The sequence below is a fragment of the Spongorhabdus nitratireducens genome (assembly GCA_947387575.1).
In the GTDB taxonomy this organism is placed as follows: domain Bacteria; phylum Pseudomonadota; class Gammaproteobacteria; order Pseudomonadales; family Endozoicomonadaceae; genus CANDOC01.
On sequence record CANDOC010000005.1, the window covers coordinates 121,167 to 135,705 of the forward strand.

13 protein-coding genes are annotated in these 14,539 nt (G+C 48.0%); 7 read left to right on the forward strand and 6 right to left on the reverse strand.

Translation table 11 applies throughout. The annotated features are described in order from the left end of the window. Nucleotides 1-14: 14 nt before the first annotated feature. Nucleotides 15-689 carry a hypothetical protein gene (locus tag ACYZZ0_RS10790; RefSeq protein WP_461536631.1) on the reverse strand — a complete coding sequence of 225 codons (675 nt, stop codon included), beginning with the start codon at nt 687-689 and terminating at the stop codon, nt 15-17. A gap of 69 nt (nt 690-758) precedes the next feature. On the opposite strand from ACYZZ0_RS10790, the gene ACYZZ0_RS10795 reads away from it, so the two are divergent. From ACYZZ0_RS10795 to ACYZZ0_RS10805, 3 genes are all read left to right on the forward strand, one after another. After that, entirely contained in the window at nt 759-1,598 is an 840-nt protein-coding gene (locus ACYZZ0_RS10795) for a class I SAM-dependent methyltransferase (protein WP_461536632.1), read from the forward strand. A gap of 66 nt (nt 1,599-1,664) precedes the next feature. Beyond that, nucleotides 1,665-2,327 (forward strand): hypothetical protein, encoded by a 663-nt coding sequence (locus tag ACYZZ0_RS10800; RefSeq protein ID WP_461536633.1) that lies wholly within the window; start codon nt 1,665-1,667, stop codon nt 2,325-2,327. Nucleotides 2,328-2,438: 111 nt separating this feature from the next. After that, nucleotides 2,439-4,541, forward strand: a complete 2,103-nt coding sequence (locus ACYZZ0_RS10805) for a prolyl oligopeptidase family serine peptidase (RefSeq protein ID WP_461536634.1) — start codon at nt 2,439-2,441, stop codon at nt 4,539-4,541. Here ACYZZ0_RS10805 and ACYZZ0_RS10810 read toward each other — a convergent pair. The 3 genes from ACYZZ0_RS10810 to ACYZZ0_RS10820 form a co-directional block, all read right to left on the reverse strand. After that, the gene (locus tag ACYZZ0_RS10810; protein ID WP_461536635.1) at nt 4,538-5,296 is read right to left on the reverse strand and encodes a glutathione S-transferase N-terminal domain-containing protein; all 759 of its coding nucleotides are present in this window, start codon (nt 5,294-5,296) and stop codon (nt 4,538-4,540) included. The genes ACYZZ0_RS10805 and ACYZZ0_RS10810 overlap by 4 nt on opposite strands. Nucleotides 5,297-5,428: 132 nt before the next feature. Continuing rightward, complete coding sequence (locus ACYZZ0_RS10815; protein ID WP_461536636.1) at nt 5,429-7,105, reverse strand: HAD family acid phosphatase; 1,677 nt, start codon at nt 7,103-7,105, stop codon at nt 5,429-5,431. 133 nt (nt 7,106-7,238) lie between these two features. Next, nucleotides 7,239-7,751: a PliI family lysozyme inhibitor of I-type lysozyme gene (locus tag ACYZZ0_RS10820; RefSeq protein ID WP_461536637.1), complete on the reverse strand. Its 513-nt coding sequence runs from the start codon at nt 7,749-7,751 to the stop codon at nt 7,239-7,241. 214 nt (nt 7,752-7,965) lie between these two features. Here ACYZZ0_RS10820 and ACYZZ0_RS10825 point away from each other — a divergent pair, with 214 nt between their 5' ends. Further along, on the forward strand, nt 7,966-8,589 hold the full coding sequence (locus ACYZZ0_RS10825; RefSeq protein WP_461536638.1) for a phytochelatin synthase family protein: 624 nt from the start codon (nt 7,966-7,968) through the stop codon (nt 8,587-8,589). An 87-nt stretch (nt 8,590-8,676) separates the two neighbouring features. Here the strand turns inward: ACYZZ0_RS10825 and ppk2 are convergent, their stop codons facing one another. After that, nucleotides 8,677-9,486 (reverse strand): polyphosphate kinase 2, encoded by an 810-nt coding sequence (gene ppk2 / locus ACYZZ0_RS10830; protein WP_461536639.1) that lies wholly within the window; start codon nt 9,484-9,486, stop codon nt 8,677-8,679. A 204-nt stretch (nt 9,487-9,690) separates the two neighbouring features. Here ppk2 and ACYZZ0_RS10835 point away from each other — a divergent pair, with 204 nt between their 5' ends. The 3 genes from ACYZZ0_RS10835 (at nt 9,691) to ACYZZ0_RS10845 (ending at nt 13,004) form a co-directional block, all read left to right on the forward strand. After that, entirely contained in the window at nt 9,691-10,587 is an 897-nt protein-coding gene (locus ACYZZ0_RS10835; protein ID WP_461536640.1) for a hypothetical protein, read from the forward strand. A 28-nt stretch (nt 10,588-10,615) separates the two neighbouring features. Further along, nucleotides 10,616-11,221, forward strand: coding sequence for a DUF938 domain-containing protein (locus tag ACYZZ0_RS10840; protein ID WP_461536641.1), 606 nt, complete (start codon nt 10,616-10,618; stop codon nt 11,219-11,221). Nucleotides 11,222-11,360: 139 nt separating this feature from the next. Further along, on the forward strand, nt 11,361-13,004 hold the full coding sequence (locus ACYZZ0_RS10845; RefSeq protein WP_461536642.1) for an SEL1-like repeat protein: 1,644 nt from the start codon (nt 11,361-11,363) through the stop codon (nt 13,002-13,004). A gap of 59 nt (nt 13,005-13,063) precedes the next feature. Here the strand turns inward: ACYZZ0_RS10845 and ppnN are convergent, their stop codons facing one another. Continuing rightward, nucleotides 13,064-14,446: a nucleotide 5'-monophosphate nucleosidase PpnN gene (gene ppnN / locus ACYZZ0_RS10850; RefSeq protein ID WP_461536643.1), complete on the reverse strand. Its 1,383-nt coding sequence runs from the start codon at nt 14,444-14,446 to the stop codon at nt 13,064-13,066. Nucleotides 14,447-14,539 lie beyond the last annotated feature (93 nt).

The following is a 14,539-nucleotide window of genomic DNA, read 5'->3' on the forward strand; positions in this document are numbered from 1 at the left end:
TGGTTAGGGAGTGGTTATACAGGGTCAAGCTGCTCCCAACTGTTTTCCAGCCGCTGTTTGCCGGATAGGGTAAGTGATTCCGGGTCAAACAGCAGCAGCTGAAGCTGCATCAGTCTATCCGGGTAGTGTTCTGCCTGCGGATCCAATACCCGGTATCCTGCCCTCTGTGCTGCTTGCCGGTTGCTCAGTGAATCATCAATCAACCAGATACTGTCTGGCATATTGATATCAATATATTCGCCATGCTGTTGCTGTATATGTTGAAGCACCAGCAGGTTGATTCGACTGGCTTTGTTCATACCGGGAATATCATGACGATTGATCACCGGAATCTGCTGCTGAAGCATAAAAAAGTGTTGCAGTATTCGGTTGACGTTTTCCTGGTTCATACCGCTAAAAGTGAGTATGGCGATGTATGTTGTAGCGTTGCTTTGTTGCCAGGCATTAAAAAACCGGCTGTGTTCTGCCACATAGATCGGGCGAATATTTCTTTCCGTTGAAATAATACAATAGTCGTATTGCCCGGTGGCGGTGAGCGTGTAACCTGCCCGCTCCGGGTACAAGAAGGATTTGTTACTATCCAGATTGTGTAGCTGAACCGGGCTCAGGTTTTGGTGTCTTGCTGCGTCATACGGGTGACCAATCAGGGTTTCGTCCAGATCAAAAAAGACAAAGGACTTGTAGGCCATTGTGACTTCAGGGTCGCAGAGGTTTGTTAAAATCAAGTAAACATGTCTTTTGATATAGCCTAGATATATTTGATCAGACTGGCTGTTTTTATTGGAGTGATGTTGATTACCTCTTCTGTTTCCACAATTTCTGTGGCCGTTAACTCTGCAGCCATGCAGGATAAATCCGCCGCACTGGCTCAGCGCTTGGGAATTCCTCTGGTTGAGGGTGATCCTGCAGTACTGGATCAGTTTGATACGGTACTGATGTACGACGAACAGGGACTGGGTGCCTGGCCGACCGGTTCCGGGGCACCAGGAGCAACTCGTTGTGACTTTGTAGGTGGTGCTGTGGGACACCGGCGCAAGTTTGGAGGTGGCAAGGGACAGGCTATTGCCAAGGCTGTAGGTCTGGGTAAAGGCGTAGTGCCCGGTGTTCTCGACTGTACTGCTGGTCTGGGACGGGATGCGTTTGTACTTGCGACACTGGGTTGTGAAATGACGCTGGTGGAACGTTCCCCGGTTGTGGCTGAATTACTGGCAGATGGACTGGCTCAGGCTCAGGATGATCCCGAGGTAGGAGATATTGTTAGACGGATGCAGCTCGAGCAGGGAGCATCACTGCAGTTTTTGGAACAGTGTCTTGCAGAAGGTCGGCAGTTTGATGTTGTGTATCTTGATCCAATGTTTCCAACCCGGGAAAAGTCGGCACTGGTCAAGAAAGAAATGCGGCTGTTCCATTCACTGGTAGGACAGGATCTGGATGCGGATGAACTGCTGGCTCCGGCCCTTAAAGTGGCCCGTCACCGGGTTGTGGTCAAGCGTCCGCGAAAAGCGCCGGATCTGGCTGGTAAAGCACCAGGTTACCGGCTGGAAGGCAAGGCAAACCGGTTTGATATCTATCCGCTGAAAAGTTTTACTGCCAAATAGAACCCCATTTCAATATCTGCGGCCATACTTCAATCGTTTTATCACTGGTTGACGGGTATAGCCGCAGTGAAAACATTCTTCTTCGATCTGGATGAAACCCTGCTGGTTCATCATCTGGTTGTTAACAGGCCTGGCAAGTTAACTGCAATACAACACCAGAACCTTGAAGGTGATGATGGCAGCCATATCTGTCATATGCTGAACCAGCGGGATGGTTTGATCGGGTTGTATCCTGAACTGCATCGCCGGGTCTTCCAGTATTTGTCACTGACACGGGATGAAAATCATACCTTTCTTTTAAGCGACTCGGCTTATGACCCGGATGCAATCTGCGAGGCATTGCAGGGCATGTTTGGTGGTGGCGACTTCTTTTTTACAGTGCCGTATATCGGGCGGGAAACCTATTCGCTCAGCATTTCAAAGGGTACGCGAATCATGCATACCCTTAGATGCGAAGCGCTGGCAGAGTTTGCCGGCTGGAGCCCGGAAGCACCTCCCGGCATCTGGCCCGGCAAAAGGCTGGCTAGACATGTTCGCAGCGGGTTTCTGACACTGGCAACCGAGCCAGTCCCTCTATTGGATGGTAACGAGGTCAAACCACCTGAAAACTGCTGGTTGATCGATAATATGGAACATTGTCGCTGCTCAGCTACTTTTTATGGCATTCAGGTTATTGATCCAACGAAAGAAGACTATCCAGCCAGGCTGGAAGCAGCAGTATTTCACTGAAATGCTGATCGACTACACGACTGAATTACTATAACGTGTGGCTTTGCCAACGATACTGCCTTTTCTGCACAGGCAGTCAAAATAATAAGACACTCCCTCAATAGGACAACCATGGCAACTCTGGAACGGGATTCAAAAATACAGAATATAACTGCCGCACCGGTTTATCCGGCCAGCCTGAAGCAAAATATTGTTGATGATTATTTTGGTACCAAAGTCAGTGATCCTTATCGCTGGCTGGAAGATGATCGCAGTGATCAGACCCGACAATGGGTGCGGGCTCAAAATGAAGTAACGCAGAGTTATTTTGGCCAGATTCCCTACCGCAGTAAAATCCAGCATTTACTGCAAGATCTGATGGACTATGAAAAGGTGCTGACGCCTTTTGTTGAGGGAGATTATACCTACTTTTATCGCAATGAAGGGCTGCAGAATCAATATGTCCTGTATCGTCAGAAAGAAAACGCTACACCGGAAGTCTTTCTTGATCCCAATACTTTCAGTGAAGACGGTACAACTTCACTGGCTGGAATCAGCTTTTCAAAGAGTGGCAAACTGGCGGCCTATCAGATTTCTGAGGGGGGAAGTGATTGGCGCTGTGTTTATGTCATCGATACCGATAGCGGAGAGATTATCGAGCCGCCGTTGGAGAATGTTAAATTCAGCGACCTGAGCTGGTTTGAGGATGAAGGTTTCTATTATTCATCCTATGACAAGCCTGATGGTAGCGAACTCTCTGCTAAAACTGACTGGCACAAGCTGTATTATCACCGGCTCGGCACATCTCAGGATAATGATGAGCTGGTTTTTGGTCGGGATGAAAATGAAAAGCATCGCTATGTTGGTGGTGAAGTCACCAATGACAGTGCTTTTCTGCTGGTGTACGCGCAGGAATCAACATCAGGGAACAAGCTTTATCTGAAAGACTTGCGAGAGCAGAATTCTGACCTTGTTCCTGTTCTGGAACATATGAATGCCGATGCCTGGTTGCTGGATAGTCGTGACGATACTCTTTACCTGGTGACAAATCTGGATACTCCTAACCAGAAAGTAGTCAGCTTTTCTGCCGCAACGCCCTCTCCTGAAAACTGGCAGACAGTGATTGCTGAAACCAATCAGACGCTGGACGCCTATTCCGGTGGTGGATATATATTCGCCCACTATATGGTGGATGCGGTCTCAAAGGTTATTCAATATGACTTTGAGGGGAACCGGGTCAGACATATTGCCCTGCCGGATGCTGGAACGGCAGAAGGCTTCAGTGGCAAGCGAAAGCAGCAGACACTTTATTTCAGTTTTGCCAATTTCAGAATACCGGGGCGGATTTACCGGTTGAATCCGGAAACGGGTCACATTTCTGTATTTAAAGTGCCCGCCAGCAGTTTTAACAGTGATGACTATATCAGTGAACAGGTGTTTTATACCTCGAAAGACGGCACCCGTATCCCGATGACCATTACCCGCCACAGAGATCAACAGCGTGAAGGGAAGGCGCCGACCATTCTTTATGGTTACGGCGGGTTTAATGTCAGCCTGACACCTTACTTCAGTGCCACGATTGCTGCCTGGCTGGCAATGGGCGGAGTTTATGCTGTGGCCAACCTGCGTGGTGGTGGTGAGTACGGCAAAGACTGGCATCTGGCAGGCACCAAACTACAGAAGCAGAATGTGTTTGATGATTTTATTGCTGCGGCTGAATACCTGATTGCAGAAAAGTATACCTCCAGTGACCACTTGGCTATCAGTGGCGGTTCCAATGGCGGACTCCTGGTCGGCGCCTGTATGACCCGGCGCCCGGATTTGTTCAGGGTTGCGCTACCGGCAGTCGGTGTACTGGATATGCTTCGATACCATAAGTTCACTTCCGGTGCCGGCTGGGCCTACGACTACGGCATATCAGAAGACAGTGCAGAGATGTTTGAATATCTGCATGGTTACTCGCCACTACATAATGTCAGGGAAGGCGTGGAATATCCGGCTACTTTGGTAACTACCGGTGATCATGATGACCGGGTCGTTCCTGCCCATTCCTTCAAGTTTGCGGCTGAACTGCAACAAAAGCAGCAGGGAGAAAATCCCGCACTGATCCGAATTGAGACCAATGCAGGGCATGGTGCAGGAACGCCAACCAGCAAGATTATCGAACTGTATACCGATGTTTATGGGTTCGCGTTGTTCAATATGGGTATCAGGGAATTAAACCCGACGACTTAATTCAGATATTCCGTTCTGAGGTAACGGATAATCTGTTTTGACTCGTACAGTTCCCGGCCGGTATTGGGGTCTACCAGATAGGGTGCCGCAATTCGGCCGGAACGTTCCAGTAGTTCCTTGCGATTACGACCACAGGGCTTGTATTCGGGAATCAGTTGTTCCCGAACGACAGGCAGCAAATAGTCCTTCCATTCAGCCTTGCCAATATTATGCAGGATATAGGGAATCTCGTATTCGCTTAACAACTCACGCACCGGCCGCGAATACGGGCTGGATTCAAAACTGTAGAGCTCCAGAGGCTGTTCCGGCAGTGCACCGGGCTGACGATAGCTGATACCACGTCCCATTCTGGGCAGGGAAGCAAATACCGATGTTGTATTACTGATAAACGGTCCGTGCCCGAACGTTGGCTGAGGACGTTGGCCGTATTCCTTGTACAGGTGTTCGATAATCGTGTGGCTGTTGTAGTACACGGTATTGGTATTGGGATCATGCAACGCAGGGTATTGTGCTTTTCCACCTAAATCCTGAATCTGCCGGGAAAAACGACGACCGCCTTTCGGGCAGGGATAGATCAGGGCATCAATATCCAGTTCGGTCAGCGCCTCACGGACCAGTCTGCAGCGGGGATCACCTTCACGGTCATACAGTTCAAGCAGAAGCTCCGGTTGTTGTCGTGCCGGGCGAATATGAGTACCGCGCCATAAAGAAAGATTAGAAACCAGCAAATGTTTCCCGAGCTGAAAAGGCGACATTGTTACATCTCTTGTTGTTATGTAATTGCTGTTCACATGCACAATAACGACTGAAGATGAAATGAACAAGTGCCGGTTTCAATCAAGTTTGAATCAGCAAGCAGACCGGGGTCTGCTGCTGATTTGTGGCGTCTAGTTTGAAGCCTGTTGAGGTGAGGGTGCCGGGTTCCACTTCCGGATAGCGGCAAGTCGCAGTTCGTGGCGTTGCTCCAGCGTCAGCTTTTCTCCATTGCTGGAATATGCAGCGGCCAGTCGCTGATCCATACGCTTGATCCAGCCGGGAGGGTAGTTCGGAGCCGGAATCAGAAACCGGGTACGCCCGAGTTGAGCAATAATGGCTTTTGCCTCAACTGTGTCGGGGTTATTTATATGCTCAGGCAGCAGATCGATATCCGGCAGGTTATCGCCGATCAGCAATACCAGCTGCTCGGGTTTACCTGTGTATTGCCCCCTTTCAAGCCAGGCTCTTTTTTCCTGCTTGGCATAGCAGACTGGTCGGGTTGCTCCCGGCTTGCTGCATAAGTCATCGAACATGATCAGGTGGGTGTTATCAACCTGGGGAAATCCGGCCTGACGCATCATGGCTGCCCGGTGATTTCGCTGATCATTGATTTCAGAGCCCTGTGGTGTGGTATTGGGATGAGCGCTGATATAGAAGATGGAACCACCGCTCATACTGATGCGGTTAAGAAAGCTGATCGCACCGGGAATAGGCATCGGGTAGCCGGACTTGCCCCAGAGACAAAAGGTATTGAGAGCAGGCTCAACCCCTTTCAGAGAGGTAGCAACAATGTAGGGGCTGTTCTCGATCAGAGTATCATCAATATCAATGGATATAGCCGGGTGTTTTACCTCTGCTTTAAGCCGCTGATATTGCAGCCAGGCTCGCTGGTAGACCTGATAACCGATAGCCCGGTATTCGCCGGAGCGTTGCTTCCATATCAGGTGCTGGATATGCCCGGAAGCACTGGGGTCATTGGCTGCATCCGGCAGCTCGGATAGGGCCATCGTCTGAAGCTCCTGCCGCCGGGCTACAGCTTCCTGCTCGGCAGAGGACGTAAACTTGCCCTGAATGGCCCGGTCCCAGCTGCCATACATGGCATTGGCCTGAACCAGCAACAGGTCTCCAAAGAGACTCTGGTGCTGATCGACATACTGTTGCCAGTCTGCGGGTCGTTCCATCTCGTTGATGGCAAAGTCACTTAATTTGTCACCCAGCATTACGGCGACCTGATAGCCCTGATCCAGCACTTTTTTGATGCGTGGGTATTTGCTCTCAACACCGGTAGCGGAAAGCAGAACCTGTTCTGATTCCAGCTGGGGAAATCCCAGTTTTTTCAGGTTACTCAGGGTTGCAGCTCTTACAGCTTCAGGGCGGTTACTAAGATAGAAAATACGGCCCCCGTTAAGGTTTACATGCTCCAGGAACTCTCTGGCACCAGGCATTGCTGTTACCTGCTCATCCTTCCACCAGGTAATGGAGCGAGCCATGGACATGGCTTCATTGCGTTCCAGCAATCCGCCGAAATGGGCAGAACTTTCAGCCAGCGTGTCATCAATATCGGCGATAATAGCTATTTTGGTGCCGGGTGAAGCTTTAGCCTGTTTTTCATCAAACAGGTCGGTAGCGATATTGAATGTTTGCCAGGACAGAGCCTTGAACTCTTCAGCCTGCTGGTGCCAGGCAATAGCCATCATAAGCTCATTATTAAGATCCTGCTGATTACGTTCCAGTGAAGATGCAGGAAGGACTGTAATCAGCAGAAGCAGACTTAGTATTCTGGTGGATAATTTATACAGGGGGCTCATTTTGTCTCCATACATGTTTTTTCTTGTACCGGAGTGACCTTCGGGGCCGTTAAAAACGACCCTGAAAAGATTTAGCACATGTTTTGACCATGAAATGGAGAAAAGTGCTGGCAAAAGTAGCTTTTACCAACAATTACTCAGGCTTTTTATGTTGTTTTTTTAACTCGGCAACCGGGTCAGCATCATTTGCCAAGCCTTCGACAGAACCGCTTAGTTGTAGTCTGCGGCCCGTCTGATCCAGCTTGAAGGCATCTGCGGAGAGATAACCACCGGAGCCGGCATTCCGAATAATAACCACAACTGAAGGCATGTCAGAATCATCAGCTGTTTCAAGCACTACTTTTTCAATTGAGCCATCCCTGGGACGAATCAGACCGTCCAGAAAGTCATCGGTGGGAAATCGCGGCTCATATCCGGCATAAAGCCGAATACTGTAACTGCCGGCGCTACGGGGCTCGCGGTCACCTTCTGCAATCAAGACGACCTGTTCTCCGGGCTTTAATGACAGTTGCTGAAGAAAGCGGGAAGAATCATCGTATGATGAGGATTCGGCAGGTTGTGCTGTTGCTGTGTCATTTCTGTCAGCCGTACTCCAGGCTGAGCAGGAGGCAAGGAGTAATGATGATGCCAGTATCAGGTATTTCATTGGTTCGGGTTCTGAAGGTGACTGAAGGTAGTAAGTATATCCATTACAAGGAGTGAATAAGTTTTAAAACAGTAATCATTTTTTCAAACATTAACGGCAATTAAAATGCCTGAACAGTAAGCTATCATATCTGGCAGTGGCTTATTTCATTAAATCCTGACGTCCATACAGGGGCAGCAATGGTCAGGTTAAATCAGCTTACTGCGAGAGTTATATGAATATACAATTCTCTTCAGAGCAGGGAATAGCGCTCTTTCAGACCAGTGAATATATTAACTTCAAGCTTATTGAATCTTTTTCACCTCAGGAACATCCGACTTTCTGTGGTATTGCAGTGTTAAGAACAATATTCAATGCAGAGAGACTTTTTGAAAGTGGCTTTATTAATGATTATGAAAGATTCGATGCGTCTGTTAATAATGTTCGAAGTTTTGACAAGATTTCAGGTGTAGACAGAAATAAATATTACGCAGGTTTATCAAAAGAAGATGTATGCAAAATCGCGAACAACCTTTTTTTTGATGCAAGTCTGGTCAGTAGCACATTAACTCAATCTGTTTTTGAATCTGATCTGGCTGGCGGTTTTTCCAGTTACTACTGGATTGTTAATTTTTTCGGCAACAGTCTTGGATTAATGTCACAAGGGCACTTCTGTCTGATTGGCGCATGGAATCAAAAAGCCAATATGGTGTTGCTGCTTGATCCTGCACGGCATAAGAACGGTTGGTACTGGGTGCGTACAGCCACGCTTGTGGCTGCTATGACTGAGAAAATACCGGATACCTCTCGCATTAGAGGTTATATCAAGGTAAGAAAAAGCAGTGATTCAGTCAGCTGAGTAATAATGAAAGCCGGCAGAGTGTCCGGCTTTCGGGTTGATAAGGTGCTGATATGGCGCGCTACATATCAGCCTTAAAACAAATTATCAGCTTAGATCGGTGCCACCGACAATGCCGGCTTCCGGCTCAATTACTGCTTCCGGGTTCTTGCCCGGGTAGGGCAGCTGACCCAGCAGATAGCGCATGGCATTGATACGGGCACGTTTCTTGTCATCCGACTTTACGACAGTCCAGGGTGCATAGGCAGTGTCTGTGTAATGGAACATCTGCTCTTTGGCCTCGGTATAGTCGTCCCACTTATCCAGCGACGCCAGATCGATAGGACTCAGCTTCCATTGCTTCAGCGGGTCGATACGGCGGCGCTCAAAGCGATCATGCTGGTGCTCCTGACTGACTGAGAACCACAGCTTGAACAACCGGATTCCGTCGTGAACCAGCATCCGCTCCAGATCAGCAACCTGACGGATAAACTCCATGTACTCTTTAGGCGTACAGAATCCCATCACCTTTTCGACACCGGCGCGGTTATACCAGGAACGATCGAACAGTACGATCTCGCCCTTGGCTGGCAGGTGCTTGATATAGCGCTGGAAATACCACTGACCGGCTTCGGTTTCAGTTGGTTTTTCGAGTGCGACGACGCGGGCACCACGCGGATTGAGATGCTCCATAATCCGCTTAATGGTTCCCCCCTTGCCCGCAGCGTCACGTCCCTCAAACAGAATCACGATGCGCTGGCCGGTTTCCTTGGTCCAGCTCTGTACTTTCAGCAGCTCTATCTGGAGCTCGCGCTTCAGCCACTCGTATTCCTTGCGCCGCATCTTCTTTGGCTCTTGTTCCTGCTCGTGGCCGTGAAGTATTTCTTCTGCGCTGGGTGCAATCACGCTTTCGCTCATAGGCTGCTCCTTCCTGAGTAGTTTTTGTTTTTCTTTAGTACATCTTAATAGGTATATAGGTATAAATTCTGATCTATATCAAGGGGTATTTGATCTCTCTAGGCACTGTGATATTTGACTTGTAGCGGGGGGTGCCTACCTTCAACAGAGGTGGGGAAATATTCAACAAAAAAGACGATGAACAAAATATCGAGAGCAGGCTTCATGGCCTGTAAAGGGCTGCTTCTGTTTCTTTTTTTTGCGCAATCCTCTGCTGCAGCCTATCTGGAGCTGCGCAATGAAATCGAACATTACAGCGGCCATTATCATGGTGAAAGCAACACCATGCCATTCCTGATGTTCAGTTTCGAACCGATCTCTGATTCGCCGCTCTGGGTCGAAGGCTTCTTGTCCTATAATCGCCGCTATGGTGATAGCCACCGGCAGAATGATTTTGGCCGACATGACCTGTATCTGGGGTATCCGTTTGATTTCGGCAAGCTGAAGCTGTTTCCCATGGCAGGTTTTCGCTATGAGGATTATCGCAGCCATAAAAAGAGCACGGAATATCGCTTTTTTCCCCAGTTTGATTACTGGCTTTCCGACTCAACCCGAATACGAATGCTGGGTTTTGTAGCACCAATGAACGTCAAGGATCTTAATCGCAAACCGGACCCCGATTTCCGGTTCGATAACTTCGATTACTACGGCGACTACCGACATGAGCTGGAATTTGGCTTGGAACACAAACTGCCAAGTCACAATGCTTTTCGAGTGTCTTTCTACAGTGAAGTTTTGAAAATGGGAGATGTAACCGGCAGTAGTGAAAAGCTGAGAAATGAAGGACAGCTGCGCGTTATATATATGCAGCAATATGAACACTACACTTTTAAACCCTGGGTCAGGGTCGGTTTATACCGGATCAAGAAAAACGCCATCAAACAGCAGAAGGATGAAATCCGGCATCGGGTGGGTTTTGACTTCATTAACAAATTTGCAGAAAACACCGAGTTTATTAGCCGGTTCTATTTTCAGCAGGAAGATAAACAGACATGGAAGGGTAAATATATAGATCATAAAAACCGAACTTTTGTAAGATTGGGGGTAAGACGTTATTTCTAGTGAACTGACAGTATCGGGTGGGCAACTAATGAGTAGTAAACAGGACAAGCCTTTTTCCCAGGCCTGTGAAAATAATAAAACGCCGATTCTGGATGTTTTACAGCACTACTTTAAAAATAGCCGAAAAGTGCTGGAGATCGGCACTGGCACTGGTCAGCATGCAGTGCACTTTGCCAGGAATATGCCTTTTCTCCAGTGGCAGCCTACAGATTTAAGTGAAAATTTGCCCGGACAGCGGTTGTGGTTTGGTGAAGCACAGTTACCAAACCTGATGTCACCTCTGGTTCTGGATGTACTTGACCAGAATTGGCCTGTATCTGAGTTTGATGCTGTTTTTTCAGCGAATACAGCTCATATCATGCCGTGGACTGCTGTTGAGGCCATGTTCAGTGGAATTGGTAAACGAATGCCGGCAGGAGGTTTGTTCTGCCAGTATGGTCCGTTTAATTATCAGGGACAGTTCACCAGTGATAGCAATGCCCGGTTTGATGAGTCACTGAAACAGCGAGCACAACACATGGGTATTCGAGATTTTGAAAGCATTGAACAGCTTGCCTTCTTACAAGGCTTTGACCTGAAGCAGGATATTGCCATGCCAGCTAATAACAGGGTTTTAGTCTGGTATCGTAAATAAATCTCAGGCTTGTGGGTTGATTATTAACGAGATAGATAGCTATTTAAGTATCCTGAATTCTGCTTATTTAAATTGATTCTCTTTGGTACACTCGGCGCAAAATATATAAATATTATTGGATGTTGAGAGTTCACTGGACGTGTATAAAATTTTCAAAATTATTGTTTTCTCGGTTTTACTGACCGGATGTGCTGCTACAAACGAAATGTTCTTTGAACGCATTATTAAGCAGGCCCATGAGGGTAAAGCCAGTTCCCAGTTCTATGTAGGACAGGCTTACTTTGAAGGCAACTATACAGAAAAGAACATGCAGCAGGCTGCTTACTGGTATGGAAAGGCTGCAGAACAAGGGCATGAAATTGCACAATATAGTCTGGCCTATTTGTATCAAAATGGAATCGGGATTGAAAAGGATCTTGAAAAAGCAGTTTATTGGTATCAGAAGTCTGCCCGGCAAGGATATGCATCTGCTCAGCATAATCTGGCAATGTGTTATATGAGAGGATCAGGTGTTGAGCAGAATTATGAAAGGATGATGTATTGGCTGAAAAAAGCAGCTGAGCAGGGGGATGCTTATGCTCAGAATAGCCTGGGAAAAGTTTATCTTGATGGCATAGGTGTTGAACCCAGCAGGGAAGTTGCAGTGCAATGGTTCCAGAAGTCAGCTGATCAGAACCTGTCGTTTGCTCAGTACAATCTGGGGCGCCACTTTGACCTGAACAAAGAGTATCAAAAAGCTATTCCTTTATATGAGAAAGCCGCAGCCCAAGGTTTAAGTAACGCGCAGTTTTCTTTAGGCTGGTTATACCATCAGGGTTCAGGTGTTGTTATGGATTACAGCGTGGCCTTGTATTGGTATGAGCAAGCCGCAGCTCAGAATAATGCCAATGCACAAACCAGCCTGGCAGCATTGTATTGGAAAGGAAACGGGGTTAAACAGAGTACAGAGCAAGCCATCACCTGGTATCAAAAGGCAGCTAATCAGGGGCACAGCATAGCTCAGCGTATGTTGGGCTATTTTTATCATCACGGTGAAGGTGTCGAGAAGAATCAACAAAAGTCTGTCAGCTGGTATGAAAAGTCAGGTGAACGGGGAGATATTACGGCCCAAATGCATTTGGCCACGTTATTCGAAAGTGGCAAGGATGTTCCTTTAAATGATGAGAAAGCTGCATATTGGTATGAAAAAGCAGCTAAAGCCGGAGTGTCTAAAGCCCAGCATTATTTCGGTGATATGTTGCTGGATGGCCGGGGTGTTGAAAAAAATACCAAGGCTGCAATACGTTGGATTAAAAAGGCTGCTGATCAGGGCAGAGTTACGGCTATGTATCATTTTGGCTTAATTCATTATTCAGATGATTACATAAAGCGAGATTACGATATCGCTCGTCACTGGTTCGAGCAAGCAGCAGCCAACGGACATAGTACCGCGAAGTTTTATTTGGGAAGAATCTATGGTCAAGGGTATGGAGTAAAGAAAGACGATGTATTGTCTTCGCAGTGGTATGAAGAGGCTGCAGAAGATGGTGACTCTGTTGCCCAAAATAATATTGGATATCACTATTACAGAGGTATTGGGGTTCAAAAAAGCTACGTACAAGCTGAAAAGTGGTATTTGAAATCTTCAGCTCAAGGCTATCGAAGAGCTAATGAGAATCTATGCATTATGTTCTATCAGGATGTCGTTATGAAAAATCCTGTAAGAGCCAAAGAATATTGTGGAAAGGCAGCGGAACAGGGGAGTGAATATGCTCAAAAAGCTATGGCAGCTTTAAACGGATAACTTCTGACAGTATCCAGCCCGCATCATGTTTGAGCTGGATACTGTGTTTTCATTTGATCTTAATCTTCACTGAGGATCTGATAGCAAGGTGTATAGACTGTCCCCGGCAACTTCATCCGGTACTGATCCACAAAACTCTGCAGCAGCACATCCATCCGCTCCATCAATTCGCGATCTCCTTTTAACTGGAACGGACCATATTTTCGAATCGAAGCCACACCGTCTTCCTTGATATTACCTGCCACAATACCGGACATAGCCCGACGCAGGTTGGATGCCAGTTCATGAGGTGGCAATTTGCTGTCCAGCTTCAGGTTGGCCATATTCTCATGAGTGGGTTCGAATGGTGCCTGGAACCGGTCTTCAACTGTCAGCATGGCATTGAAGTGATAGGCATCCTGGTGCTTGCGGCGATAGCGGGTAACGTCCTCCAGCCCCTGCATCATTTCACGAGCAACTTTTTCAGGCTCATTGATAATGATCTGATAGTGCTTCTGGGCTTTCTTGCCCAGTGTTGCCCCGACAAACTCATCAATTTGCTCAAAGTAGGCACGCGCTGATTCCGGTCCAGTCAGAATAAGTGGCATTGGAATTTTTGTATTGTCCGGATGCATCAGCACGCCGAGCAGATAGAGCAGTTCTTCTGCTGTTCCCGGTCCACCGGGGAATATAATGATGCCGTGACCAAGCCGAATAAAGGCTTCAAGTCGTTTCTCGATATCCGGCAAAATCACCAGTTCGTTAACAATGGGGTTCGGGCTTTCTGCGGCGATAATGCCTGGCTCGGTCAGGCCGATAAAGCGACCGTTCTTGATGCGCTGTTTGGCATGGCCGATATAAGCGCCCTTCATTGGGCCTTTCATGGCGCCCGGGCCGCAGCCGGTGCAGATATTGCAGCCACGTAATCCAAGCTGATAGCCAACCAGCTTGGTGTATTCATACTCCTCATGCTGAATGGAGTGGCCGCCCCAGCAAACCACAATATCGGGCGGTGCCTTGGGGTGCATGGAGCGTGAGTTCCTGAGAATCTGGAAGATCTGGTCTGTGATAGCCTGATTCTTATTGGCCGCTTCTTCTATGACGGCATAGTCCTGACTGGCGACGTACAAAATATCCCTCAATACCGAAAACAGATTCTCCCGGACTCCGCGAATCAGCTTGCCCTGTACAAAGGCGCTGGCCGGGGCATCAATCAGTTCCAGTTTGAGCCCCCGGTGTTCCTGAACAATCCTGATATCAAATGTGTCGTATTCTCCCAGCAGCTCTTCGGCGCTGTCGCTTTCCTGTTCGCAGTTGAGTACCGCCAGTGCACACTGACGGAACAGACGATGCAGTCCGGCCTGACTGGTATCCTGCAGTTGGCTGACTTCCCGGGCGGACAGAACGGTCATACTGCCCACCGGGTTTACGATGGCGCTTACAACTTCTTTGTTAGGTGCCATATTGCCTCCTTGTTGCAACCATTGCTCTGTTATTGTCGCAGTTGGCTGGTCTGGATGATAGGGGCGAAATTCTGGTGTAAATGTGCTTTAGTA

Coding starts and splice junctions, on each gene's coding strand:
- ACYZZ0_RS10790 (WP_461536631.1), bottom strand. CDS start 689: ATGGCCTACAAGTCCTTTGTCTTTTTTGATCTGGACGAAACCCTGATT.
- ACYZZ0_RS10805 (WP_461536634.1), top strand. CDS start 2,439: ATGGCAACTCTGGAACGGGATTCAAAAATACAGAATATAACTGCCGCA.
- ACYZZ0_RS10810 (WP_461536635.1), bottom strand. CDS start 5,296: ATGTCGCCTTTTCAGCTCGGGAAACATTTGCTGGTTTCTAATCTTTCT.
- ACYZZ0_RS10815 (WP_461536636.1), bottom strand. CDS start 7,105: ATGAGCCCCCTGTATAAATTATCCACCAGAATACTAAGTCTGCTTCTG.
- ACYZZ0_RS10820 (WP_461536637.1), bottom strand. CDS start 7,751: ATGAAATACCTGATACTGGCATCATCATTACTCCTTGCCTCCTGCTCA.
- ACYZZ0_RS10825 (WP_461536638.1), top strand. CDS start 7,966: ATGAATATACAATTCTCTTCAGAGCAGGGAATAGCGCTCTTTCAGACC.
- ppk2 (WP_461536639.1), bottom strand. CDS start 9,486: ATGAGCGAAAGCGTGATTGCACCCAGCGCAGAAGAAATACTTCACGGC.
- ACYZZ0_RS10835 (WP_461536640.1), top strand. CDS start 9,691: ATGGCCTGTAAAGGGCTGCTTCTGTTTCTTTTTTTTGCGCAATCCTCT.
- ACYZZ0_RS10840 (WP_461536641.1), top strand. CDS start 10,616: ATGAGTAGTAAACAGGACAAGCCTTTTTCCCAGGCCTGTGAAAATAAT.
- ppnN (WP_461536643.1), bottom strand. CDS start 14,446: ATGGCACCTAACAAAGAAGTTGTAAGCGCCATCGTAAACCCGGTGGGC.